Annotated in this window: 25 protein-coding genes and 1 tRNA gene; 11 read left to right on the top strand and 15 right to left on the bottom strand. The window is 45.9% G+C overall.

What is annotated here, in order from left to right:
• The first annotated feature begins 31 nt into the window (after nucleotides 1-31).
• Nucleotides 32-1678: a chaperonin GroEL gene (gene groL, locus R7O13_RS21725; protein WP_005381509.1), complete on the top strand. Its 1647-nt coding sequence runs from the start codon at nucleotides 32-34 to the stop codon at nucleotides 1676-1678.
• Between the two features lie 313 nt (nucleotides 1679-1991).
• Nucleotides 1992-2555: a VC2662 family protein gene (locus tag R7O13_RS21720; RefSeq protein ID WP_213973482.1), complete on the top strand. Its 564-nt coding sequence runs from the start codon at nucleotides 1992-1994 to the stop codon at nucleotides 2553-2555.
• A gap of 100 nt (nucleotides 2556-2655) precedes the next feature.
• Here the strand turns inward: R7O13_RS21720 and R7O13_RS21715 are convergent, their stop codons facing one another.
• Together R7O13_RS21715 and epmB are read right to left on the bottom strand one after the other, a co-directional pair.
• The gene (locus R7O13_RS21715) at nucleotides 2656-3153 is read right to left on the bottom strand and encodes an MgtC/SapB family protein (protein WP_005381504.1); all 498 of its coding nucleotides are present in this window, start codon (nucleotides 3151-3153) and stop codon (nucleotides 2656-2658) included.
• 95 nt (nucleotides 3154-3248) lie between these two features.
• A complete protein-coding gene (gene epmB, locus R7O13_RS21710) occupies nucleotides 3249-4271 on the bottom strand; it encodes an EF-P beta-lysylation protein EpmB (RefSeq protein WP_225455802.1) in 1023 nt (340 codons plus the stop codon).
• Between the two features lie 32 nt (nucleotides 4272-4303).
• Here epmB and efp point away from each other — a divergent pair, with 32 nt between their 5' ends.
• Nucleotides 4304-4870: an elongation factor P gene (gene efp / locus R7O13_RS21705; RefSeq protein ID WP_005381500.1), complete on the top strand. Its 567-nt coding sequence runs from the start codon at nucleotides 4304-4306 to the stop codon at nucleotides 4868-4870.
• Between the two features lie 266 nt (nucleotides 4871-5136).
• The gene (locus R7O13_RS21700) at nucleotides 5137-6540 is read left to right on the top strand and encodes an SPFH domain-containing protein (RefSeq protein ID WP_042523712.1); all 1404 of its coding nucleotides are present in this window, start codon (nucleotides 5137-5139) and stop codon (nucleotides 6538-6540) included.
• Between the two features lie 103 nt (nucleotides 6541-6643).
• Here R7O13_RS21700 and frdD read toward each other — a convergent pair whose 3' ends face one another.
• The 4 genes from frdD to frdA are packed head-to-tail and all read right to left on the bottom strand — an operon-like array spanning nucleotide 6644 to nucleotide 9976.
• Entirely contained in the window at nucleotides 6644-7021 is a 378-nt protein-coding gene (gene frdD, locus R7O13_RS21695) for a fumarate reductase subunit FrdD (RefSeq protein ID WP_005381493.1), read from the bottom strand.
• An 11-nt stretch (nucleotides 7022-7032) separates the two neighbouring features.
• The gene (frdC, locus tag R7O13_RS21690) at nucleotides 7033-7416 is read right to left on the bottom strand and encodes a fumarate reductase subunit FrdC (RefSeq protein WP_005381491.1); all 384 of its coding nucleotides are present in this window, start codon (nucleotides 7414-7416) and stop codon (nucleotides 7033-7035) included.
• A gap of 2 nt (nucleotides 7417-7418) precedes the next feature.
• Complete coding sequence (locus R7O13_RS21685) at nucleotides 7419-8177, bottom strand: succinate dehydrogenase/fumarate reductase iron-sulfur subunit (protein ID WP_005381489.1); 759 nt, start codon at nucleotides 8175-8177, stop codon at nucleotides 7419-7421.
• A complete protein-coding gene (gene frdA, locus R7O13_RS21680) occupies nucleotides 8177-9976 on the bottom strand; it encodes a fumarate reductase (quinol) flavoprotein subunit (protein ID WP_054575300.1) in 1800 nt (599 codons plus the stop codon). Before frdA ends, R7O13_RS21685 begins: the two co-directional genes overlap by 1 nt.
• 435 nt (nucleotides 9977-10411) lie before the next feature.
• On the opposite strand from frdA, the gene epmA reads away from it, so the two are divergent.
• From epmA to R7O13_RS21660, 4 genes are all read left to right on the top strand, one after another.
• Nucleotides 10412-11383, top strand: coding sequence for an elongation factor P--(R)-beta-lysine ligase (gene epmA, locus R7O13_RS21675; RefSeq protein WP_318304687.1), 972 nt, complete (start codon nucleotides 10412-10414; stop codon nucleotides 11381-11383).
• A gap of 9 nt (nucleotides 11384-11392) precedes the next feature.
• Entirely contained in the window at nucleotides 11393-11767 is a 375-nt protein-coding gene (locus R7O13_RS21670) for a VanZ family protein (protein WP_017635567.1), read from the top strand.
• 21 nt (nucleotides 11768-11788) lie between these two features.
• A complete protein-coding gene (locus tag R7O13_RS21665; protein WP_005381480.1) occupies nucleotides 11789-12424 on the top strand; it encodes a TetR/AcrR family transcriptional regulator in 636 nt (211 codons plus the stop codon).
• Nucleotides 12425-12568: 144 nt separating this feature from the next.
• Complete coding sequence (locus tag R7O13_RS21660; protein WP_213894196.1) at nucleotides 12569-13525, top strand: DHH family phosphoesterase; 957 nt, start codon at nucleotides 12569-12571, stop codon at nucleotides 13523-13525.
• Between the two features lie 73 nt (nucleotides 13526-13598).
• Here R7O13_RS21660 and R7O13_RS21655 read toward each other — a convergent pair whose 3' ends face one another.
• The 5 genes from R7O13_RS21655 to R7O13_RS21635 all read right to left on the bottom strand — a co-directional run bounded on the left by R7O13_RS21655 (nucleotide 13599) and on the right by R7O13_RS21635 (nucleotide 18029).
• The gene (locus R7O13_RS21655; protein WP_005381476.1) at nucleotides 13599-14744 is read right to left on the bottom strand and encodes a murein hydrolase activator EnvC family protein; all 1146 of its coding nucleotides are present in this window, start codon (nucleotides 14742-14744) and stop codon (nucleotides 13599-13601) included.
• 27 nt (nucleotides 14745-14771) lie between these two features.
• Complete coding sequence (cysE, locus tag R7O13_RS21650; protein ID WP_005381475.1) at nucleotides 14772-15593, bottom strand: serine O-acetyltransferase; 822 nt, start codon at nucleotides 15591-15593, stop codon at nucleotides 14772-14774.
• Between the two features lie 78 nt (nucleotides 15594-15671).
• Entirely contained in the window at nucleotides 15672-16709 is a 1038-nt protein-coding gene (gene gpsA / locus R7O13_RS21645) for an NAD(P)H-dependent glycerol-3-phosphate dehydrogenase (protein ID WP_005381474.1), read from the bottom strand.
• A gap of 195 nt (nucleotides 16710-16904) precedes the next feature.
• Entirely contained in the window at nucleotides 16905-17369 is a 465-nt protein-coding gene (secB, locus tag R7O13_RS21640; protein WP_005386410.1) for a protein-export chaperone SecB, read from the bottom strand.
• Nucleotides 17370-17594: 225 nt separating this feature from the next.
• Complete coding sequence (locus R7O13_RS21635) at nucleotides 17595-18029, bottom strand: rhodanese-like domain-containing protein (RefSeq protein WP_005386415.1); 435 nt, start codon at nucleotides 18027-18029, stop codon at nucleotides 17595-17597.
• A gap of 547 nt (nucleotides 18030-18576) precedes the next feature.
• Here R7O13_RS21635 and gpmM point away from each other — a divergent pair.
• The gene (gene gpmM / locus R7O13_RS21630) at nucleotides 18577-20109 is read left to right on the top strand and encodes a 2,3-bisphosphoglycerate-independent phosphoglycerate mutase (RefSeq protein ID WP_318304685.1); all 1533 of its coding nucleotides are present in this window, start codon (nucleotides 18577-18579) and stop codon (nucleotides 20107-20109) included.
• 86 nt (nucleotides 20110-20195) lie between these two features.
• Here the strand turns inward: gpmM and R7O13_RS21625 are convergent, their stop codons facing one another.
• The 4 genes from R7O13_RS21625 to rsgA form a co-directional block, all read right to left on the bottom strand.
• Nucleotides 20196-21083, bottom strand: a complete 888-nt coding sequence (locus tag R7O13_RS21625; protein WP_005386417.1) for a DMT family transporter — start codon at nucleotides 21081-21083, stop codon at nucleotides 20196-20198.
• A 132-nt stretch (nucleotides 21084-21215) separates the two neighbouring features.
• Nucleotides 21216-22631: an SLC13 family permease gene (locus R7O13_RS21620; protein WP_213970971.1), complete on the bottom strand. Its 1416-nt coding sequence runs from the start codon at nucleotides 22629-22631 to the stop codon at nucleotides 21216-21218.
• Between the two features lie 165 nt (nucleotides 22632-22796).
• Entirely contained in the window at nucleotides 22797-23654 is an 858-nt protein-coding gene (asd, locus tag R7O13_RS21615) for an archaetidylserine decarboxylase (protein WP_033907177.1), read from the bottom strand.
• Between the two features lie 116 nt (nucleotides 23655-23770).
• Complete coding sequence (rsgA, locus tag R7O13_RS21610) at nucleotides 23771-24835, bottom strand: small ribosomal subunit biogenesis GTPase RsgA (RefSeq protein WP_005386419.1); 1065 nt, start codon at nucleotides 24833-24835, stop codon at nucleotides 23771-23773.
• Nucleotides 24836-24964: 129 nt separating this feature from the next.
• On the opposite strand from rsgA, the gene orn reads away from it, so the two are divergent.
• The gene (gene orn, locus R7O13_RS21605; protein WP_017635574.1) at nucleotides 24965-25510 is read left to right on the top strand and encodes an oligoribonuclease; all 546 of its coding nucleotides are present in this window, start codon (nucleotides 24965-24967) and stop codon (nucleotides 25508-25510) included.
• Between the two features lie 156 nt (nucleotides 25511-25666).
• Nucleotides 25667-25739, top strand: a tRNA-Gly gene (locus R7O13_RS21600).
• The last annotated feature ends 2 nt before the right edge of the window (nucleotides 25740-25741 follow it).

The raw sequence follows: 25741 nt of genomic DNA, 5'->3' as shown, positions 1-25741 counted from the left end.
CACACAAAGAATTTTAGAAAGGAAATCAAAGATGGCTGCTAAAGACGTTAAATTTGGTAATGACGCACGAGTTAAAATGCTGGAAGGTGTAAACGTTCTGGCTGACGCAGTAAAAGTAACACTGGGTCCTAAAGGACGCAATGTCGTTCTAGACAAATCTTTTGGTGCACCGACTATCACTAAAGATGGTGTATCAGTAGCGCGTGAAATCGAGCTGGAAGATAAATTCCAGAATATGGGCGCACAAATGGTTAAAGAAGTTGCGTCTAAAGCAAACGACGCAGCGGGTGACGGTACAACAACAGCAACGGTACTAGCACAATCTATCGTTAACGAAGGTCTAAAAGCAGTCGCAGCGGGCATGAACCCAATGGATCTGAAGCGTGGTATCGACAAAGCTGTTGCCGCGGCAGTTGAGCAACTAAAAGAGCTTTCTGTTGAATGTAACGACACAAAAGCGATCGCGCAGGTTGGTACTATCTCTGCAAACTCAGACGCAAGCGTAGGTAATATCATTGCAGAAGCAATGGAGCGTGTGGGTCGTGATGGCGTTATCACGGTTGAAGAAGGTCAGGCGCTACAAGACGAGTTAGACGTAGTAGAAGGTATGCAGTTCGACCGCGGTTACCTGTCTCCTTACTTCATCAACAACCAAGAATCAGGCAGTGTTGATCTAGAAAACCCATTCATTCTTCTTGTTGATAAGAAGATCTCAAACATTCGTGAGCTTCTTCCAACGCTAGAAGCTGTCGCGAAAGCATCTCGTCCACTGCTTATCATTGCAGAAGATGTAGAAGGCGAAGCGCTAGCAACATTGGTTGTGAACAACATGCGTGGCATCGTAAAAGTTGCAGCTGTGAAAGCACCTGGTTTCGGTGACCGCCGTAAAGCAATGCTACAAGACATCGCTATCCTAACTGGCGGTACTGTGATTTCTGAAGAGATCGGTCTAGAGCTAGAAAAAGTTGCACTAGAAGATCTAGGTCAAGCGAAGCGTGTTTCTATCACGAAAGAAAACACGACTATCATCGATGGTATCGGTGAAGAAGAGATGATCTCTGGCCGTGTTGCTCAGATTCGTCAACAAATCGAAGACGCAACTTCAGACTACGACAAAGAGAAACTACAAGAGCGCGTAGCTAAACTGGCTGGCGGTGTTGCAGTAATCAAAGTTGGTGCTGCGACTGAAGTTGAAATGAAAGAGAAGAAAGACCGTGTAGAAGATGCGCTAGCCGCAACTCGCGCAGCGGTTGAAGAAGGTGTTGTTGCTGGTGGTGGTGTTGCACTTATCCGCGCGGCATCTAAGATTGCTCACCTAACGGGTGACAACGAAGAACAAAACGTTGGTATCCGCGTTGCACTACGTGCAATGGAAGCGCCAATCCGTCAAATCACGAAGAATGCAGGTGAGGAAGACTCAGTTGTTGCGAACAACGTGAAAGCGGGTGAAGGTAGCTACGGCTACAACGCGGCAACAGGCGAATACGGCGACATGCTAGAAATGGGTATCCTAGATCCAACTAAAGTTACTCGTTCTGCACTACAATTCGCAGCATCGGTTGCAGGTCTGATGATCACAACTGAAGCGATGGTTACTGACCTACCGCAAAAAGACGCGCCAGCGATGCCTGACATGGGCGGCATGGGTGGCATGGGCGGTATGGGCGGCATGATGTAAGCCAGCTTATCTCATCGCTCTAGGGAAACCTTATAGCGGAAAGATAACCGACCAAACCCTTAAAAGTCGAGGCAGATGCCTCGACTTTTTTATGCGTGTCACCTGAGAAACATGACGTTCTGGTGTGGCTTATCATGAAACTTTTGAGCGTAAAAAGCGCCATTTCAGAAGCAAAAAATCGAAGAGAAATATTTTTTCTTTTGAGTCAGATGGTTAAATCTGACCTATTGCTAACACTTTTTGAACGGGGACAGAGCAAAATCTGAACATTACACTATGTTGTAAATTGTTGCTTCCCATCATGGAGATGAAAATGAAAAAGCTTATGACGTCATTGGCGGTTGCAGCCGCTATCGTATCACCTGTTGCTTTTGCCGACAGTACACCTGTGATGTTCTCTACTATCGATAACACAAACGCACCCTCTAATTCTTCAGTAGGTGGCGTTCGTTTAGCTGTGTTGCATGGGCAGGTAAATGAGGTTAAAGGTGTCGACTTTTCACTGCTTGGTATGTCAGAAACGGATCGTACGACAGGTGTGAACTTCGGTCTGTTTTTTGGTGCAGCAAAAGTAAATCAAGAAATGAAAGGCGCGTCTTTAGGCTTAGTTAACTGGAACCAAGGTCAGACGACGGGTGTTAACTTGGGTGCTGTTAACATTACGAACAACGTAAAAGGCTTGAACTGGAGCGCGGTGAACTATTCTGAAGGCTACACCATGGCGGATGTGGGCTTAGCGAGTATCTCTAAGAAGTCTAATTTCCAGTTTGGTTTCTTCAACATGACCGATCAAATCGATGGCGTGCAAATTGGTCTTTTGAACTGTGCGGATAACGGTTTCTTCAAGTGTTTCCCACTCATCAACTTTGCTAAGTAATCCCTGAGAAAGTCAGAATCTTTATATACAGAAAGCCCTCGATGTTCGTCGAGGGCTTTTTAATTACAGATGGGATGAAGCGAGTTTCTCGGAGCGTTAACTATTTAATTAATCGTGATGAAGTTTTGCGTTGTTGAATTCTTTGATGAACACCGCGGCGTAATGCTTTGATGTGGTTTTCTGCTTTATCCACACCTAACAACACGGTTAATGTCAGGAGAGTAATAACCACCGACTGCGTTAAATAACCCAAACCTATCATCAAACCTAAACCTGCTAGCACCCATATTACAGCCGCGGATGTTACGCCATGGATTTTTCCATCAAGTGTCATCATAACGCCAGCGCCTAAGAAGCCGACGCCAGTAATGATCTGACCAAGCACTCGTGCTTGATCAAGTGTATTTGGCGATAACGACACGGCCATCGACATAAACAGGTAGGTGCCTGAAATAATTAGTATTGCTGTGCGAATGCCAACCGGTTTACCACGAGTTTGGCGCTCTATACCGATCATGAGCCCATTAATGGCGCAGCATAGTAGGGCAGGCCAACTGAATGGGCCAAGATCGAAAATTTGTTCGAATGCAGTATGCATCTTGACCTCCAAAAGTGCGGAGTATGCATAGACTTACCGTGCAAAGCGAACAAAAATAATCAATCTAGACGACAAATTTAATTGAGCGTTGGAGCTTATTCTAAATGCAAATCCAACGGCGTTTTACTTGGCCTGCCACCAATTTCTCGTGTGAGTTTTGGCACCAGATAACCCGATACACGCGTGATGAGTCCGCGCATAATAGCTCTCGCTTCTTCGTCCGAAATAAAGTAGTGCGCTGCGCCTTGCACCTTATCAAGAACGTGGAGGTAATAAGGCAAGATACCCGCGTCAAATAAGGCCTCACTTAATGCCACTTGAGCTTCTACCGAATCATTCACGCCTTTCAGCAGAACGCCTTGGTTTAGAAGCGTAACGCCCGCTCTTTTGAGCTTGAACATCTGTTCAGCAAATTCGTCATTGATTTCGTTGGCATGGTTGATGTGAGTGACGAGGATGATTTGTAACCTTGATGCTTGCAGCAGTTGGCATAGTTCATCAGTGACTCGAGCTGGAATCACCACAGGTAAACGGCTATGAATACGCAGACGTTTGATGTGAGGAATATGAGCAATGTGCTCTAAAAGCCAATGAATCTCATCGTCTTTTGCCATTAATGGATCACCACCTGAGAAGATGACTTCGTTCAACTCTGGTTGTTGTGCCATGTACTCTAAGCACTTGGTCCAGGCTTGTTTCCCGCTTTTGTTCTCTTGATAAGGGAAGTGACGACGAAAACAGTAACGGCAATTTACCGCGCAGCCACCTTTGACAATCATCAGGGCGCGGTTGCGATACTTGTGTAGCAGGCCAGGGACTTCATTGTCTTGCTCTTCCAATGGATCATTGGAGTAACCCGGATGCACCTCAAATTCGTCGCTCAGTGGTAAAACCTGACGTAAAAGAGGGTCTTTAGGGTTGCCTTTCTCCATCCTATCGACAAAACTTTGCGGTACACGCTGTGCAAACAGCTTGCGCGCGGCAAACCCGTCTTGCCACGGTGAAGGATCAATTTCCAGTATTTCGAGCAATTTTGCAGGATCAGAGATCCCATTCGCCAACTGTTTGAGCCAGTTTTGCTCAACAGATTCGACTTTTCGGGTTATTATGTGCGGCATTGAATTTAGCTCTAAGAATGTAAGAGGAAAAAATGGCTACAGTTAGCACCAATGAATTTAAAGGCGGTCTTAAGTTAATGCTTGATAACGAGCCTTGTGTAATTCTGGAAAACGAATACGTTAAACCAGGTAAAGGCCAAGCGTTCAACCGTGTTAAAATTCGTAAACTTCTTTCTGGTAAAGTGCTAGAGAAAACATTCAAGTCTGGTGACACTTGTGAAGTGGCAGACGTAATGGATATCGACCTAGATTATCTATATTCAGACGGCGAATTCTACCACTTTATGAACAGTGAAACGTTTGAACAGATCGCAGCGGATGCAAAAGCGGTAGGTGAAAACGCTAAGTGGTTGGTAGAAAACAACACTTGTATGATCACTCTTTGGAACGGTAACCCAATTACTGTTACTCCACCAAACTTCGTTGAGCTAGAAGTTGTAGACACAGACCCAGGCCTGAAAGGTGATACTCAAGGTACTGGCGGTAAACCAGCGACGCTATCAACTGGCGCTGTTGTTCGTGTTCCTCTGTTCATCTCAATTGGTGAAGTGATTCGCGTAGATACTCGTACTGCTGAATACGTAGGTCGTGTGAAGTAAGCACTTTATATGATTGTTAGAAAGGTCGCTTCGGCGGCCTTTTTTATTGCCTGTGATTCTTCTCTTTTAATCCCTCTGCGTAAAACATCGATATCCTCCGCAAATTTTTGATGATTTTGTATTATTCGTAAAAATCTTATTTATTCCATGAATCTGTCGATTATTCCTTAATGTAACATTTTGATACATTAGTACTTGTCGCTGAGTTGCATAGCAATCTGATTTTTATCGATTTAACTCAGTAACAATCCAAAAAGGAGAACAAAATGGAAAGCAGAGGTTTAGGAAGGGGTTTAAAGGTGGAAGAAAGACGTCAGTTACTACATAAAGGATTAAAAGCAGCCGTATTTGGCGTACCGCTGTTGGCAATAGGCTTAACGATTAATAGCTCGGTGCTGATGACCGATGCGGGTTACAGCTACGTGCATCAGAATAATATTACTGGTGAGTTGGATGTGTTTACTGAACCTGGCATTCATTTTCGTATGCCATTTCTGTCCAAAATCACCAAGTATGACCAAGTGATCACCGTGTCATTCGGTAACAGCAAGGGCGAAGATTTTTATCAACGTCTTGATGCGATTCAGGTTCGATTTGCCGACACCTATATTGGTCAGATCCCCGTAACATTCCGCTTTAAGCTTAGTAATGACCCTGAAGCGGTGAAGAAGATGCATAAAGAGTTCCGCAACAACAGTAACTTGATCGATGCGCTGCTTGTAAAGAACGCACGTAACGTAACAGTGATTACCGCAACCCAATACACGGGTGAAGAGTTTTTCCAAGGTGGTTTGAACCAGTTCAAATCGAAACTTGGCGATCAGTTACGAGAGGGGATTTATCTAACAGAGCGACGTCAGGTTGAAGTGGAAGAGTTGGATCTTGCGCCTGTTGGGGTGAATCAAGCTAATCCGAACCAATTACAGCGCACCAATCAACTGGTATGGAAAACTGTGCCAGTCGTAGACAAAACCGGGCAACCAATTCGTCAAGACAATCCGTTACAACAATACGGTATTCAAGTGACGCAGGTGACCATTGGTGACCCGCAGCCAGAAAAGCAATTAGATCAGCTATTGGCAGATAAAAAGCGTTTAGTGGCGGATCGCATTCGTGCGATTCAGGAACAAGAAACGTCGAAAGCACAGGCAGAGACCGAGCAGTTACGCAAAGAGATTCAACGAACACGTGAGGTGCAAGACGCCCAGCGTGGTAAAGAACTCGCAATTATTGCTCAACAAAAAGAAGTGGAAGTGGCGCGTCAGATTGCAGAGCGTGAAATCGTTGAAGTGGAAAAAACCAAACGACTTGCTGAAGTCGAGAAGGAGAAAGAGCTAGCTATCGCAGAGGCTAACTTAGCGATTCAAAAAGCGAACGCACTTTCTGCTGAGTTTGAAGCGAAAGCGATATTAGCGAAAGGTCGCGCAGAATCTGAAGTCCTAAAAGGTAAGTATGCAGCGTTAGGAGCAAACCGTGAAGTTTACTTGGCAGAATTGAATCGAGACGTAGCGAACTCGCTGTACAACAATTTGCAAAACTTCCAAGTTCAGATGCCACAAAATTACATTGGTGGAAGTGACGAAACGGGCTTGAAAACAAACCTAGATGTGATTACTGGCTTTGGTGCTCTGGGTCTTATGGACCAGACAAAGAAGGTCGCACAGCAATAAGATCATGGGTGGTCAAAAGCTTAAAAAGCAAAAAGATCATAGGTAACCCAAAGCAATAAAAAAGCTGGCATTTAGCCAGCTTTTTCTTTTTTTGGTCAGTCTCTTAAATCATGAAGATAAAGATAACTGCTAGTGCAGTGATGAGGCCTGCAAATGCATAGCATGCAATTTTACCAATCACACCAGTGTGGAACTTAAGGTCGTGCATGCCGTGGTGTACACGGTGCATTGCATGCCACATTGGCAATGCTAGCGTGCCAATGATGAATAGCGCACCGATGATGCTGGTTGCGAATGCAGAGACACGCTCGTAGCTCATCGCTTCTGCATCAATCACGCCTAGTGGGACCAAGATGCCCAGCACCAATACCGTGATTGGCGTGATCATCGCGAACCAAGTACCACCTGCGCCAAACAGACCCCACCAGATTGGCTCATCAGAACGTTTTGGTGATGTGTTTACACTATAATTCGGTTTCATTGCTCAGCTCCTTACACCACGATGAGAACGATCAGTGAGATGAACGCAACCGCGGCCCACTGAGTCAATACGATGATCTTCTTGTCCACGGGTTTGCCTTTCAAACGAATTGGCATTACTTGTGGCATCATGCTGAAGAAAGTTTGAGCGTGGAATAGGCTACCGAGTAGTGCAACGATGTTGATTGCGACTACGATTGGGTTCGCCATGAACGCTAACCAACCTTGCCATGCTTCAGGACCTTTCACCAAGCAACCTAAACCGAAAGTTAGGAACAGAGTGAATAGGATTAACGGAAGCACCGTCGCTTCACGTAGCATGTAGAAGCGGTAGAAAGGATGGTTCTTCCACCAAGTGCGTTTTACTTCACGAACGTAAGGTTTACGATTGCTCATCCTTATGCCTCCACTTTCTTTGGTGAACCATCAGGTTTCAACATAGCAATCACGAAGTCCATAGAAGACTCCACTTTGCCTTGGTTTACTGCCGCTGCTGGGTCAACGTTCTTCGGACAAACTTCAGAACAGTAACCAACAAACGTACAACCCCAAGCACCGTTTTCACCGTTGATAAGCTTCATGCGCTCATCTTTACCGTTGTCACGGCTGTCTAGGTTGTAGCGGTGGGCTAGCGTTAGTGCAGCAGGACCGATGAACTCTGGGTTAAGACCAAACTGAGGACATGCGGCATAGCACAGACCACAGTTGATACAGCCAGCGAACTGCTTGTATTTCGCCATCTGTTCTGGCGTTTGCAAGTTCGTACCGTCTTCTGGTTTACGATCGTTACCAATGATGTATGGTTTGATTGCTTCTAGGCGCTCGATGAATGGCGTCATATCAACAATCAAGTCTTTCTCGATTGGGAAGTTCGCTAGAGGTTCGATAGTCACACCGTCTGGGTAGTCACGTAGGAAGCTCTTACAAGCAAGTTTCGGTACGTTGTTCACCATGATGCCGCAAGAACCACAGATCGCCATACGGCAAGACCAACGGTAAGACAGATCTTTGTCTAGGTGGTCTTTGATGTAACCAAGTGCGTCAAGTACAGACATGGTTTCATCGAATGGGACTTCGAATGTTTGCTTGTATGGTTCTGCATCTTTTTCTGGGTCGTAACGCAGGATGTCTACTTTTTGAATGCGATTTGCTGACATTATGCTTGCTCCTCTGCGTTCTTCTCTTCAGCCGCTGCTTTTTCTGCTGCTTCACCGTATAGACGAGCTTTTGGTTGTGACTTAGTGATGGTCACATTGCTGTAATCGATACTTGGTGCTGACTCTGGCTTGTAGAAAGCAAGTGAGTGTTTTAGGAAGTTCACGTCATCACGTTCTGTACAACCGTCGTCTAGACGCTGGTGCGCGCCGCGCGATTCTTTACGTAGAATCGCAGAGTGAACCATCGCTTCTGCGACTTCTAGGCCGTAACCCACTTCGATTGCGTATAGAAGGTCTGTGTTGAACACTTTACCTTTGTCTTTGATGCTGATGCGTTTGTAGCGTTCTTTCAACTCAGTGATTTTGTCGATAGTCGCTTGCATCAAATCTTCTTGGCGGTAGATACCACAGCCAGCTTCCATGGTGTGGCCCATTTCTGTGCGTATTTCTGCCCAGTTTTCGTCGCCTTCTTGGTTCATCAGTTTCGCGATGCGCTCTTCAACGGCTTTGACTTGCGTGTCAATTGCCGCGTCGTTCCAACCTTTGAATTCTGCAGCGCGTTTCACTGCATTTTCACCCGCTACGCGGCCAAATACCACGAACTCAGCCAGTGAGTTAGACCCTAGACGGTTTGCACCGTGAAGACCAACAGACGCACATTCACCCACCGCGAATAGGCCTTTAATGCGAGTTTCACAACCGCCGTCCGTTTCAATACCACCCATGGTGTAGTGAACGGTTGGACGAATTGGAATTGGCTCTTTTGCAGGGTCCACGTTTACATAAGCTTTTGCTAGCTCACAGATGAACGGTAGACGTTCTTGTAGGTACTCTTCACCAAGGTGGCGAAGGTCTAGGTGCACCACGTCACCCAGTGGGTGTTTGATGGTGTTGCCTTTCTGTTGTTCGTGCCAGAAAGCTTGAGAAACTTTGTCACGAGGACCCAGTTCCATGTATTTGTTCTTCGGTTGGCCAACTGGAGTTTCAGGGCCCATACCGTAATCTTGTAGGTAACGGTAGCCATTCTTGTTAACGATGATACCGCCTTCACCACGACAACCTTCCGTCATCAGGATACCTGTACCAGGAAGACCGGTTGGGTGGTATTGAACGAATTCCATATCACGTAGAGGAACGCCGTGACGGTAAGCCATTGCCATACCATCGCCCGTTACGATACCGCCGTTGGTGTTACAGTGGTAAACACGGCCCGCGCCACCTGTTGCTAGAACAACAGATTTTGCTTTGATAGTAACAAGCTCGCCTTCAGACATGTGAATAGCAATCAGACCTTGAACTTCGCCTTCATCAACAAGCAGATCCACCACAAAGTACTCATCAAAACGTTTGATGTTGCTGTACTTCATTGATGTCTGGAATAGCGTATGAAGCATGTGGAAGCCAGTTTTGTCTGCAGCGAACCAAGTACGTTCAACCTTCATACCACCAAAGCGGCGTACGTTGACTTCACCGTTCTCTTTACGACTCCATGGGCAACCCCATTGCTCCATTTGGATCATTTCGCGAGTCGCGTTCTCTACAAAGTATTCAACAACATCCTGTTCACATAGCCAGTCACCACCGCCAACAGTGTCGTTGAAGTGGTTGTCTAAGCTATCTTCATCCTTGATAACTGCTGCTGAGCCACCCTCTGCAGCGACCGTGTGGGAGCGCATTGGATAAACTTTAGAAATCAGAGCGACTTCTAAGTCTGGGTTTGCTTCAGCCGCTGCAATAGCAGTACGAAGACCAGCGCCGCCTGCGCCGATGACTGCGATATCTGTGGTGATAATTTGCACAGTTATCCTCCAGTGTGTGATTGCGGAAATCCGCTTGTTATTGTCATTACGAGGCGCTCTTTAAAAAGAACTCCCCAAAAGTAGTAGGGTTAGTGTAGATGAGCCACATGGCAGAAAAATTGATGTAATTGGGTTTTTGCTTCGGTAATGCACTTAAGGGCATAGAATTTATAGGTTATGTGACTGCTATCACGGCATCGAGGTTTTGGCCCTCAAGCATTAACATTAAGGATGTTAAACCTGTGTTGCGCGACATTAACCGCATGGATAATAGGATTTTAACTGAGTGTTTTTTGTTCTGCGGCACGAGTAATGCTTGCCTCAAATTTGCGAGCACATTAGTAAAAAGAAGAAGGGATATTCCTCTCTTCTTGAAGAGTAAAAAGCATGTAGAATGAGACTTTCCTCGCTGAATTAAAGTTTGAGAGACTTGTTATGCAAACCAACTGGCAACCTACTGCTTCCATTGACCAACTTCGTCAACGTGCGACGTTAATCGCGTCGATTCGACAATTCTTCGCTGACCGACAGGTGATGGAAGTCGATACGCCAGCCATGAGTCACGCAACCGTGACTGACATTCATTTGCATACTTTCCAAACCGAGTTTGTTGGCCCAGGCTATGCCGATGGTAGTAAGCTGTTTTTTATGACCAGCCCAGAGTTCCATATGAAGCGCCTTTTGGCTGCGGGCAGCGGTTGTATTTATCAAATCAACAAAGCATTTCGTAATGAAGAGAATGGTCGCTACCACAACCCTGAATTCACGATGTTGGAGTGGTATCGCGTTGGCTTTGACCATCATAAATTGATGGATGAAATGGATGACCTGTTGCAGCTGGTATTGAAGTGTGGCGCAGCGCAGCGCATGACGTATCAGCAAGCCTTCATTGATGTGTTGGGTATGTGTCCACTGGAAGGCTCGATGACTGAGCTGAAAGCGGCGGCAAGCAAGCTGGGTTTGAGTGACATTGCTGAGCCAGAAGAAGATCGCGATACGCTGCTGCAACTACTATTTAGCGTGGGAGTAGAAAACAAAATTGGTCAGGACGTGCCGGCTTTTGTGTTCGATTTCCCTGCATCACAGGCGGCGCTTGCGAAAATCAATCCTCAAGATCATCGCGTCGCGGATCGTTTTGAAGTGTACTTTAAGGGGATAGAGCTGGCGAACGGATTTCATGAACTGGATAACCCGAAAGAGCAATTAGCGCGCTTTGAACAAGATAACGCAAAGCGTATCGAAATGGGTTTAAAACCACAGCCGATCGATTATCATCTGATCTCTGCACTGGAAGCAGGGTTGCCAGATTGTGCAGGGGTCGCGTTGGGTATCGATCGTTTGATCATGCTGGCGCTAGGCTGTGACCACATTGATCAAGTGACGGCCTTTCCATTTCCAATTGCATAAGGACGTCCAATGAACCTGACGGCTGCACGTTTCGTTATCTTTAGCTACGCCATATTGATCGCTTTTTTATCTCTGAGTTCAGGTGAACTGCAAGACTGGGGCAATATCGCGTATCTCGACAAAATGCAGCACGCTATGGCGTACAGCGGCTTTGCGTTTTTAGGTTGTTTTTGTGTGTGGCGTTGGCGTCAACGTTGGGCGGTGGCGATTAGTATTTTGCTATTCAGCGCCGTTATTGAGTGGTTGCAAGGGTATGTAGGGCGACAAACTTCTTGGTTAGACCTTGTCGCCAACTCAACTGGCATCTTAACTGGTCTGTTATGTTACCGTATTTGGAGCCTCTATCGACCTAGGTTGGTGAAGTCGCTATACTCGATTCGTTAATGAAGAGGGAACACGATAACAATGAAAACGCGCGACAAAATCGTCTACGCGGCACTGGAGTTGTTCAACCAACATGGTGAGCGCAACATCACCACCAATCACATTGCCGATCACATCGAAATTAGCCCTGGTAATCTGTATTACCACTTCCGCAATAAGCAAGAAATCGTTCGTGAGATCTTTGCGCTTTATTCAGCAGAACTTTTAGAAAGATTTACCCCTATTCAAGGTTCGCAAGAGAGCCTGACAATGCTGAAGAGCTACCTAGACTCTATTTTTACCTTGATGTGGAAATACCGCTTTTTCTACGCAAACTTACCAGAAATCTTGTCACGAGATGAACAGCTACACGAACAGTACATCGATGTGCAAGAGAAGCTGCAAGCGAACCTCATTGCTATTATGCAAGAGTTCGTAACGATGAAGCTGTTGAATGTCGATCAACAACAGTTGAAGTCATTGGTATGTACATTGCACTTGATTGCGTGTAGTTGGTTGGCGTATCAATCCGCGATGGCTTCGAAAACCAACATTACCGAGCAAATGGTGAAGCAAGGGATGTTGCAGATGCTTAATGTCGTTAAGCCATTAGCAACTGAACAGGGCTTAGAGCAGCTACTGTTATTAGAAGATGCGGTTAGCAATCTACACAGTTAAACGTCAAACTGCTTAATATTTCGAGAGTCACTCTCATTTTCGAGTCGTGGCTCGAGTTGACTTGTCAAATATGCCACGCACAATAGTCCCATACGCTAAAAACCCTTGCAGGGATAAGATTCTCGATAAAGGAACTATCGCCCCATGAATTACGACATTTTTAATGGTGATGCTGATGGCATCATTGCTCTTCTGCAATTACGTTTGGCTGATCCTGTCGATGCCCAGTTAATAACTGGTGTAAAGCGCGACATCAAACTGGTGGAAAAAGTAGACGTACAAGCGGGTGATGAGCTGACTGTGTTAGACATTTCGATGGAAAAGAACATGGCAGGTCTAGAGCAAGCTTTGGCTCAAGGCGCGCACGTCTTTTACGCCGATCATCACAAAGCGGGCGACATTCCTCAGCATGGTAATTTGGATGCGCACATCGATCTCGATGCCAACATGTGCACGGCGTTGATTGTCGATAAGTTTCTTGATGGGCGTTTTCATGACTGGGCGATTACGGCGGCTTATGGCGATAACATGATTGCTAAAGCCGATGAGTTAGCGAATAACGCGGGCTTGTCGCAGCAACAGAAAGAGCAGCTAAAAGAGCTGGGTACTTTAATTAACTACAACGGCTACGGATCGAAAGTTGAAGATTTACACTTTCACCCTGCGGAGTTGTACCGAGCTTTGCTGAAGTACACGTCACCATTTGAAGCTATTGAAGATACGGCCTCGCCATACTACCAATTGCAATCGGCTTACCAACAAGACATGGAGGTGGCTCTCGCAGTGCCTGCCATGCATGAGAGCGGTAAGCTGAAGTTGTTTGAGTTACCAAACACGGCGGCATCACGCCGAATCAGTGGTGTTTATGGCAACTGGCTAGCAAACCAAACCCCTGACTCTGCGCATGCGGTACTTACTGAAAATTCAGATGGGACTTATACGGTTTCACTCCGTGCCCCGTTAAACAATAAACAAGGTGCCGTTGCCGTGTGTGGTCAGTTCCCGACAGGTGGGGGGCGAGAGGCGGCGGCAGGAATCAACGCGTTAAGCAAAGATGATGTGAATGCTTTTATTGATGCGGTAGAAACCTACTACGCATAGCATTTGCCAAAATATGAATACAAAAAAGGAGCCGAGTGGCTCCTTTTTTATTATAAGTCTATGAGTCAGATAATCAGCGTTTTAACCAAGATTTCGGATTCTGCGCTTCACTATTACGACGAATTTCAAAGTACAGCGATGGCCTGTCTTGACCACCTGTATCACCCGCGAGAGCAATCACTTCGCCGGCGGTGACTCGGTCGCCTTCTTTTTTAGTTAAGGCTTGGTTGTAACCATAGAGGGTCATGTCACCTTTGCCGTGGTCGAGCAGTACCACTAAACCGTATCCGCGCAGATACTCAGCAAATACGACAGTACCAGGATAAACGGCTTTCACTTGTTGACCATAGTTGGCAGACAACACCATACCCTTCCAGTTTACCTGCCCAGTTTGTCGCGTACCAAAGTTGTGTAACACACTGCCTTTGAGTGGCCAAGGCAACTTACCGCGCTGTTTGCCGAGTCCGTCCATTGGCACCGCATTACGCTTCGCTGCTTTGGCGATCTCTGCTTTTAAACGGGTTTCGTTGCGTTGCAGCTCGGCTAAGTAGCGTTTGTCATTCTTGATACTGCTCTGAATTTTATTCAGGGTTTGCTTACGCTTGGATTGTGTACTCGCTAGCGCTGTACGTTTTTCGGATTGCTGCTTGAGCAGAGTCTCGATTTGCTCTTTTTCTAGCTCGAGCTGGTTTTTGTTGTGCGCTAATTCTTGGGTTATTTTGGTGATCGCATCAATCACTTCAGCACGTGCTTTAGCTAAATGCTGGAAGTATTGGCTCATGCGGTCTTCTTCCACACCTTGATTTAACAAGTGACCATTGGCCTTCGCTCGCTCGGTTACGTAATACGTTTGCAGCAGCTGTTTGAGTTCTTCTTCTTGCTCTTGACGCTGTGCTTCTTGCAAGGCAATTTTCTCTTCCAGGTTTTCTATGTTTTTGTCTGCTTGTGCGAGGTTAGACTTGGTTTGTCGTATTTCACGCTCAAGCTTAGAAATACCAAGCTCTTGATCTTTTAGTGATTTCTGTAACTCATTGAGCTGCTTTTCTTGGGAAGAGAGCGATTTGCGCTGACGGCTTATCTCACTGGATACGCCTTTGAGCTCTTGCTGACTCACAGCAGAGGAGGTAATGGGATAAGTGGCAGATAAAGCACAAGTTAATAAAATAGCCGAGCGTAGAACAGGGTGATTTTGTTTTCGCACTTGAGAGTTACCTACCACGTTGTTGTCAAAAAGGTTTGTTGACGATTAAATACCATCTCCATGGATAAAGCTTTGCGACTTGCCGTTAAAGCCTTGATCCATATCGAGAGAGGGTTTGTCCGTTTTTGGACGTCCGACGATTTTTGCAGGCACGCCAGCCACCGTTGTGTGAGGAGGCACGGCTTGCAATACCACAGAGCAAGATCCGATTTTCGCGCCTTCACCGACTTCGATATTGCCAAGAATCTTTGCACCAGCTCCGATCATCACACCCTCGCGAATTTTCGGGTGACGATCACCGCATTCTTTACCAGTACCACCAAGGGTGACATCTTGCAGTATAGACACGTCGTTTTCGACCACGGCAGTTTCACCAATCACGATGCCTGTTGCATGGTCGAGCATGATACCACTACCAATGCGCGCTGCAGGGTGGATATCGACCTGACATGCTACCGAAATCTGATTTTGTAGGTAAGTCGCAAGAGCGTGACGACCTTGCTTCCACAGCCAGTTTGCTACTCGGTAGCCTTGCAGTGCGTGATAGCCTTTTAGGTACAGCAATGGCATTGAGTACATTGAAACAGCAGGGTCGCGATTGACCGTGGCACAAATATCACAAGCCGCGCCGTCAGTGATGGTTGGATCAGCCGCAAAGGCTTCTTCAACCACTTCACGCACAGCCATCGCTGGCATGGAAGCGGTGTTCAATTTGTTAGCCAGAATATAACTCAGAGCGGCACACAAACTTTCATGCTTGATAATGGTGGCATGATAGAAGCTCGCCAGCATAGGCTCTTGTTCTGACATTTCACGGGCTTCTGAGACAATTTTGTTCCAGACTTTTTGTTTTTCGCAGTGTTTCATTCTCAATATCCAGAGTGGTTCTTCCGTGACCCGACAACTTCAATTTTTCTCAGATGAGCTGCAAAGGGCGGTAGATTGCTACTTTCCTTCGGCTTTTTTGTCACGAGCAAGTAAATCTTGCGCTGCTAAGCGCGCATCTTTTCCTTGATACAATACTTGATAAATTTGATCAACTATCGGCATCTCAACACCCATACGTTGAGAAAGTAGCCATACTTCTTTTGTATTGCGGTAACCCTCAACCACTTGGCCAATTTCTTCTTGAGCCGTATCAACGTCTTTACCTTGGCCTAATGCCAAGCCAAAGCGTCGGTTACGTGATTGGTTATCGGTACATGTCAGGACAAGATCGCCTAAACCCGCCATGCCCATAAAGGTTTCTGGCTGTGCACCTAGCGCAGCACCAAGGCGACTCATTTCAGCCAAGCCACGAGTAATTAATGCAGTACGGGCGTTGGCGCCAAAACCGATACCATCAGACATACCCGCACCAATCGCAATAACGTTTTTCACAGCGCCGCCCAATTGCATACCAATAAAGTCACTATTGGCATATACGCGGAAGGTTTTGCTACAGTGGATTTTTTCTTGTAGATCCGCAACAAATTCAGAATCTGGAGACGCAACTGAGATTGCAGTCGGCATACCCATTGCTAGCTCTTTCGCAAACGTTGGGCCAGACAATACTGCTAGTGAGTAGTTTTCACCGATAATGTCATAAGCGACGTCTTTCAGCAGGCGTCCCGTTTCAGGTTCAAGCCCTTTGGTTGCCCAACAGATGCGAGAGTCTTCGCGCAAGAATGGTTTACAGCTGTTTAGCACGATGCCAAAGACATGGCTTGGAACCACAACCAACAAATCTCGGCTTGCTTGAACGGCTTTTTCTAAATCCGATTCAATGATCAAGCTTTCAGGGAAATCAACACCTGGTAAGAAGGCATGGTTAGCTCGGTCTGCTTCTAGGCGAGCCATGTGCTCTGGCTCGTGTCCCCAAAGGACAACGTTCGCGCCGTTACGAGCGAGTGAGATCGCCAAAGAGGTGCCGTATGAGCCTGCGCCAATCACAGTCATTGCGATGTCTTTACCGTAAGCATTGTTTGTATTTGCTTGTGTCATGCTACCGCCTAATTGTCTTGCTACTAGTAGAATCTAGTTCCTAATCGTCAAATTTTACGCCTTCTGGCGATTAGGAACTAGGAACTTTTGTCAGAAATAAAAAATGCACATTGCATCGAATGGTAGACGCTCTGTGCATTTTATTTGAGTCGGTGACGTCAGCACTGTGGCTATTCGTCACTTATAAAACGTGAATTACGCTTCAGCTTCGCCTTGTTGAGCTTGCTGTTGTAGGTAGTTCATGAATAGCGCGTCAAAGTTTACTGGCGCTAGGTTCAGTTGAGGGAACGTACCTTTAACGACTAGGCTTGAGATAGTTTCACGAGCGTATGGGAATAGGATGTTCGGGCAGAATGCGCCTAGGCAATGTGCAAGTTGACCAGCTTCCATTTGTTCAGCAGTGAAGATACCACCTTGTTGAACTTCACATAGGAACGCAGTCTCTTCTTCGTTCTTCACAGTAACGGTTAGGCGTAGAACAACTTCGTAAACGCCTTCACCAAGCTCACGGCTTTGAGTGTCTAGGTCTAGTTTAACGTCTGGGTTCCACTCTTTCTGGAAAATTACTGGAGAGTTCGGCGCTTCAAAAGAAACGTCTTTTAGGAAGATGCGTTGAATTGCGAAGTTTTGTTGTGCGTCTTGAGGTGCTGCTTCAGCCATTTTTTAATCCTTAAATCAATATTTGTTGAGCCTAGAAACGTCTAAGCTCAGAAAACTGGTATGTCCTGAGACTAACTGAGCCAATCTACCTTGACTAGATGAAGCGTGTATTACGTGCAAAGCGTCACAACTTAGTGCTCCAACTGCTTTCAATTTGCTCAGTTTTTTGTCCGCGAGGCTTGGTAAAAGCGCGTTTAAACGCGAACTTTCGTTCTTGCCACGTTCCTACTTCTTACCGCGAACTAACGGCAGGTTCGCTTCGTTCCACGCAATCAAACCATTTTTTAGTAGGCTCACGTTTTCGAAGCCAGCTTTTACTAGTAGGTTTGCGCTTTCTTGAGCGGTCTGTCCTGTCTTACATACAACAATGATTGGGTCTGATTTGTGGTTTTCAAGGCTACCCAAGTTACCCGCTTTGATGTCTGACGGTAAAATGTGAAGTGAGTCGGTGATATGACCTTTTTTGAACTCGTCTTTGGTACGGATATCCACTACAACGCCGTTTTCACGGTTCATAAGATGAGTCAGTTGGTTTACGTTGATTTCTTTGTATGCGGCTGTCGCTGATTTCACGATGTTCATGATAAAGGCGACAAGAAGACCTACCCAAACCAAAGATAGAATCATGTTCTGTTGGAAAAATTCAATGTACTCTTGCATGTCTTGAGCTCTTACGCTGTTGGCGGAAAAATAAAGCAGGAGTATAGCGAGGTTACGGCTCTTAGGCGAGAGGGTTAAAATTTTCTAACGAATAATTGAGATCTCTATAAACCCGTTATGCCCTTACTATCCGTACATTTCGCTCTGGTAGCTTGATTGCTTTGGCCTATTGGACTTATCGGTTTAAGTGACTTCTGTTTTACTGAGAAAAGAGAACAATAGGTATTAACCCATCTTGTTTGATGTTGCTTTAAATTAGCGCTGTTTCAAGTGCAAAAATAAGAATGAGAAGCGTAAGAAAACCGAACTTAGACTGGGGTGTACAAAGCGTATTAGAAATGACTATGCTTGTGGAACACGATTGTCGGCACTGACTCGTTGTTCGCTTAACTTGTAAGATAGCAACAATAAATCGCAAACATTATTTGATCTTAACCTACAGTTTTGGTTAAAAAGTGTAGTAAAATTACGCTAGTTTTGTTTCAAGGTTAGATAGGGCAGCGAGGCCCTACGCCAAAAGTTACTTAAATTTGATGAGGTCATCACTATGTCAGCTAAGAAGCCACTGGCTCTAGTTATCCTTGACGGTTACGGTTACCGTGAAGACACAGCAAGTAACGCAATTGCGAATGCGAAAACACCAGTAATGGATGCTCTGATTGCGAATAACCCACACACATTAATCTCTGCTTCAGGCATGGATGTTGGCCTTCCTGATGGTCAAATGGGTAACTCTGAAGTTGGTCACACTAACATTGGTGCAGGCCGCGTTGTATACCAAGACCTGACTCGTATCACTAAATCAATTGCGGATGGTGAGTTCGAACAAACGCCTGCGCTAGTTGAAGCTATCGACTCTGCAGTGAAAGCTGAAAAAGCAGTACACATCATGGGCCTGATGTCTCCAGGCGGTGTTCACTCTCACGAAGACCACATTTACGCTGCAGTTGAAATGGCAGCGGCGCGTGGCGCAGAGAAAATCTACCTACACTGCTTCCTAGACGGCCGTGACACACCACCACGTAGTGCTGAAAACTCACTACAACGTTTCCAAGACCTATTTGCGAAACTAGGTAAAGGCCGCGTTGCTTCTCTAGTAGGTCGTTACTACGCAATGGACCGTGACAACAACTGGGATCGCGTCCAAGTTGCTTACGATCTTCTAACTCAAGCTAAAGCTGAGTTCACAGCAGAAACGGCAGTTGCAGGTCTAGAAGCGGCTTACGCTCGTGAAGAAAACGACGAATTCGTTAAAGCAACAACTATCAAAGCGGAAGGTCAAGAAGACGCAATCATGCAAGATGGTGATGCGGTTATCTTCATGAACTACCGTGCTGACCGTGCACGTCAAATCACTCGTGCATTCGTTCCTGCGTTTGACGGCTTTGAGCGTGCAGTATTCCCAGCAATCAACTTTGTGATGCTGACTCAATACGCGGCTGATATCCCTCTAGCTATCGCATTCCCACCTGCGTCTCTAGAAAACACTTACGGTGAGTGGCTATCTAAACAAGGTCAAACTCAGCTACGTATCTCTGAAACAGAGAAATACGCACACGTGACTTTCTTCTTCAACGGTGGTGTTGAGAACGAATTCGAAGGCGAAGAGCGTCAGTTGGTTGCTTCTCCAAAAGTTGCAACGTACGACATGCAGCCTGAAATGAGCTCTCCAGAACTAACAGAGAAGATGGTTGCGGCTATCAAATCAGGTAAGTTCGATACCATCATCTGTAACTACCCGAACGCAGATATGGTTGGTCACACTGGCGTTTATGAAGCGGCTGAGAAAGCAATCGAAGCTCTAGATGAAAGCGTGGGTAAAGTGGTTGAAGCAATCAAAGAAGTTGGCGGTCAACTATTGATCACTGCGGACCACGGTAACGCAGAAATGATGATCGACCCTGAAACTGGCGGCATCCACACTGCTCACACTAACCTACCAGTGCCTCTAATCTATGTAGGTGACAAAGCGGTTGAATTCAAAGAAGGCGGTAAACTGTCTGACCTTGCACCAACCATGCTTTCTCTAGCTGGTCTAGAAATCCCAGCAGAAATGACGGGTGAAGTATTAGTTAAATAAATAATTAACTAACGGCTCCGAATGACAAAAGCCCGAGTTTAAACTCGGGCTTTTTTGTATCTGGCAATAAGGGCTGGTCTGTAAGGTTACTGAACCAAAATGCCCGCACCAATCACAGCTAGGGCTGCGCCCAACCATGCAAATCGGTTTGGTCGGCGTTTAGTGTAAATCCAGAGCAGTGGTAGCAACATAATTGGCGTGGTTGAAGATAGAAGTGCAACCATACCTACATTTCCTTCTTGCAGTGCGTATAAGATTAGCGTCATGCCGACGGCCATCGCCAAGAAACCATTAAGGGCAGTAATACCAAATATGCGCCAAGTAATGTGTTGCGTCGAGCGAGCGACTTTGACTCCTAGAATTAACAACATGCTGTGGGCGAAAAAGGCACTGATCATTCGAATAGCAGAAGCCGCAACTGGGTCAATACTGGTTTGCATTACTGGCTTGGCGATGATGCCGCCCAATGCTTGGCACATTGCTGCGGTTAAGCCAAGTCCAATACCCACCCAGATGTTACCTTTAATGTCTTCCAAGACGTTATTCACTTGACCTCTTCGGCCAAAGAATATCGCCATCACCACGCCGCTAAATACCAATGATGCGCCCAGTAGTTCTATTGTGGTCATGACTTCGCTAAATAAGAAGTAGCCCAAGATGGCAGAGAACACGGCGTGGCAAGAGAAGAGTAACCCGGCTTGTCTTGGCCCCATACGATTCAAACACGCGAATAGAGCGGTATCGCCAATAAAAATACCAATCAGTCCTGAGGCCATCATTGGCGTTACATGTTCCCAAGAAACCGTTAACCAGCCGCCAGTTATCCAGGCCATTGTTGATAAGATCACGGCTGTGCAGCCCATACGCCAGCGGCTGTAAGAAAATGCGCCTAGGTGTTGTGCAGGAATGACCGAAATTAGGCTAGAAACTGCCCACAGAAAAGCGGCGCATAAAGCAAGCCATTCGTAACCCATGATGTGTCGACGTCCTTGTAGAGTAGAGGAGTCTTAATATGCACGAAATTTATGGGATGTAAAAGCCGCTCTGTAAGGGCAGTAGCTGGAGAGCAGCTCCATGACAACACGCTTTTTCATGGAGCTCTTCGATTAAAACAGTACCAAAACTGCGCCATACACGATAAGTAGACCAATCAAACCAAGAATCAGCCCCACTTTCGCCATGTCTTTGCTCTCGATGAGGCCTGTTGAATAAGCCAAAGAGTTTGGTGGTGTGGAAACCGGTAAGATCATGCCAAGTGATGCGGAGAAGGCGACGACAACCAGTAAACCTTGTAGGCCACCAACCGCAATAAGGCTTGGCATGGATGTACCAATAGCGGCAGCAATAGGCATCAATAAGTTTGCCGTTGCGGTATTAGACATAAAGTTCGCCATTAACCAACACACTACTGATAGGGCTAAAACAACGGCAAATGGTGATAGCAGGCTGTAATCAATGGCGTGCGCTAATGCTTCGGCTAAGCCCGTTTTGTCTAAGGCAATACCAATTGCTATACCACCGGCAACCAGCCATAAAACATCCCAGTTAATCAGCTTGAGCTCTTCTTTTCCCATAATGCCCGTTAACGTGAACACTGCTAGTGGGATAATCGCGACAACATATGTATTCATGCCATGCACTTTCGTTGTCATCCAAAGCAAAATGGTTAGTGCAAAAGTGATGTAGACGACGATCGCACGCCAGCTCTTTTTGAATGTACCATCTAGCTTTAGTTTCATTTCTGGTTCGCTAGACGGAAACAGCTTTTGCAACAAGAACCAAGCTACAGTGAGTTGTACCAACACAAAGGGTAGACCCATTGTCATCCACGATAGGAAGTCTATCGCGTTTTCTCCAGTGAGATATTGAAGCGCTATCGCATTAGGTGGCGTGCCTATCGGAGTCGCAATGCCGCCTGTATTCGCTGCAATTGGAATACACAACACCAGTGCTTTAATGCCTAAATCCCCTTTAGGTGCTGAAGCGACGATGGGGCCAAGCAGGGCTAGCATCATCACGGTCGTGGCAGTATTGGACATAAACATTGAAAAAACGGCGGTAATTAACATCAAGCCCAGCATGATGAACTTAGGTTGGGTGCCGAATGGTTTTAATAGAACTCGGGCGAGGTTGTTGTCGAGCTCGTATTTGGAAGCCGCAATCGCGAGAGCAAAACCACCCATAAAAAGAATAATGATCGGTGAAGAGAAGGCCGAGAAAATATCGGTGTAAGCAATTAACTCTCCTAAATCATGCCCCGCTGGTGTATTGCGAAATAGATGCAAACCTTTATCCGATATCATGATCAGTTCAAGAGCGATAATAAGAATGGACGTAGCAAAAACGGGAACCGGCTCGAGAACCCAAAGTAGGGCAGCAAGAAGAAAAATAGCTAACAGGCGATGCTGAATTAAAGTGAGATCGTCAATAGGAATAGCATCGATCGGCATCATCAAAACACCGAGCGGAATTAAAAAGCACACCAGCAATTTCGCCAACGTGTTTACACTCATCTTTGGCATTGGCTGCCCCTCTAAATATTCATTCTAAGCGCAGGATAATTGATTGTGGAATGAGGGTCTTAGAGGCAGGTATGAGTTTGAGAAATAGAGGCTAAATTTCGAACGGAGTTTTGCTTTTTATCAATAAAAAGAGCCCTGAATAAAGGGCTCTTAACGGTGTTTTACTTAATTTTTTAAGGCGTAAGGTGTGCCCATAACGGTTGGCTTACCGTTTTCCATGCTTGCGTCAAACTCAATCGCGTCTTTGGCAAACAGGTTAATAACAGTAGAACCCAGTTTGAAGCGGCCCATCTCTTCGCCTTTTTTCAAGATCACGGCCTTGTCACCCTCTGCTGGGTAATCCCATTTGTAGACAGTGTTTCCACGAGGCGGAGTGATCGTGCCAGCCCATACTTGCTCAATGCTACCAACAATTGTCGCACCAACAAGCACCTGTGCCATTGGACCAAACTCAGTATCGAAGATACACACCACACGCTCGTTACGTGCAAATAGGTTTGGTACGTTTTCTGCTGTCAGAGGGTTTACTGAGAACAGGTCACCTGGTACGTAAATCATTTGGCGCAGAGTGCCGTCACATGGCATGTGTACACGGTGGTAATCGCGCGGAGATAGGTACAATGTCGCAAAAGAACCATCTTTAAATTCGTCAGCTAAATTCGCGTCACCGCCCAGCAATTCTTGTGCTGAGAAGTGATGACCTTTTGCTTGGATAAGTTGACCATCTTCAATAGGGCCAAACTGGCTAACACAAGCGTCGGCTGGATGAGTGATGACGTTTTCGCCTTCAGAAATTGGGCGTGCGCCTTCTTTTAGCTCACGAACGAAAAACTCGTTGAACGTTTTAAAATGCTTAGGATCTGAGTGCTTTGCCTCATCCATATTCACATTGTATTGTTTGATAAACCAACGAATAACTGCTGTTGTTAGACCGCCAGCTTTTGCTGAAGCCAGTTTACCCATTAGGCGAGTGAGGCCGTGTTGTGGGATCCAGTACTGCAGTCCAACTTTAAACTTGTCCATCTTTAATTCCGATACTTCTGTTAGATTCGCGCTTTAGGGCGCGTGATGTTACTGAAATTTAATTTGCTTGTCAGTATTAGGTGAAGACTTTTTACACAGTTACAGCCTTAACTCAATTACAGATCGGCTTTTTTATTACGTGAATACTGACGATTTGCTTTGTTTTCAACCATGCTTTCCAAAATGCGATGATAGTTTTCAAAGCGAGTTTCGTTAATTTCCCCGTTCTCGACAGCTTCGCGTAGAAGGCAGCCTGGGTCATCATTGTGTTTACAATCTCGGAACTTGCAACCGCCTAAATATGGTCGAAATTCAACGAATGCTTTTGTTACTTCTTCTGCTTCCAAATGCCAAAGACCAAATTCACGTACTCCAGGTGAGTCGATCAAATCGCCACCCGTTGGAATGTGGTATAAACGTGCAGCCGTCGTGGTGTGTTGGCCCAAGCCAGAGTTCTCAGAGACTTCGCCTTCTTCCACTTCGCTCTCTAGTTCCGGCATTAACGCGTTGACTAAGCTGGATTTCCCTACGCCTGATTGACCAACAAAGATATTAATTCGGTCACGCAGCAGGGTTTCTAGTTCAGCAATGCCTTCTCCAGACTTCTTGCTGACCAGAAGCACTTTATAGCCAATGCGTTCATATTCTTTGAGCCATTCTTCATACATTGCACGATCATCGGCTTCTAGAAGGTCGACTTTATTTAAGACCAACAATGGCGCAATATTCAGTGTTTCTGATGCAACGAGATAGCGGTCAATAATATTTAGCGATAGCTCTGGTAATACCGAAGAGACAATGACCATTTGATCAATATTGGCTGCAACGGGTTTTAGGCCATCGTAATAATCTGGACGAGTGAGCACTGAAGAGCGAGGTTCTACCGCTTCAACAACACCAGAGATGCCCGCCATAGACTCCAATCCTTCGCGCCATAAAACACGATCGCCAGATACTAGAGACTCAATACCACGGCGGAGGTTACAGCGTTGAATTTCGCCTGTTTCAAGGTCTTCAATGTCCGCGTGCTGACCAAAACGAGTGATCACGAGACCTTGCTTGCTGGCGCCTAGCATGTTTTCATCCCACTGGATGGAATCTTCTTGCTTCTTCAAACGCTTTTGTTGGTTGCTACGTACGCGTCGCACCTGACCTTTGGTTAACTTTTTCTTCTTTGCCACAATTCTGTACTTTATGTGAATTTACTCAAATGGTTGAGCCGTACTCTTGGCTCCGTGTATGAGTATCGTGTTTCTCGTATTTTGAGGTATAGTACCTCTTTTATCGATAAACAAATAGGCGGCGTAACCATGTCCTTTAGCGATCAAAACCTAATTTGGGTTGATTTAGAGATGACAGGGCTTGATCCTGAAACGCACAAAATCATCGAAATTGCTTCTATTGTCACGGATAGCGAACTAAATATTTTGGCTGAAGGTCCAGTGTTAGCGATTCATCAGCCGGAAGAAGAACTGGCGAAAATGGACGACTGGTGTACTAATACGCATACGGCAAGCGGTTTGGTGGAGCGCGTTCGAAACAGTCAAATCTCAGAACAAGACGCAGTCGCACAAACCATTGAATTTTTAGAAAAATGGGTGCCAAAAGGGGCGTCGCCAATATGTGGTAACAGCATTGGGCAGGATCGTCGCTTTTTATACAAGCATATGCCTGAGTTGGAAGAGTTCTTCCATTACCGATATGTTGACGTTAGTACTCTTAAAGAACTAGCACGTCGCTGGCAACCTGAGGTGCTAAATGGGTTCACAAAACAGGGAACACATTTGGCCTTGGACGACATTCGTGAGTCCATCGCAGAACTTAAGTACTATCGAGGTACTATTTTCAAGATTTAACTGTTAAGGTTGCGATCCAAATTGTTGTAATTTATATCGCTTTTGATTGCTTTTTCGTCGTTCAGTAAAAAAATAAAGTTTTTTTGAAGGAAGGACTTGCATCACAAAAAAATGCTCTTATAATTCGCAGCCCTAAACAGCGGAAACGTTGTTGATGCGACACTAGCTCAGTTGGTAGAGCGCAACCTTGCCAAGGTTGAGGTCACGAGTTCGAACCTCGTGTGTCGCTCC

Source organism: Vibrio sp. Y176, assembly GCF_033438945.1.
The sequence above is the reverse complement of the archived record's forward strand: the minus strand, read 5'-3'. Positions and strand labels throughout refer to the sequence as shown.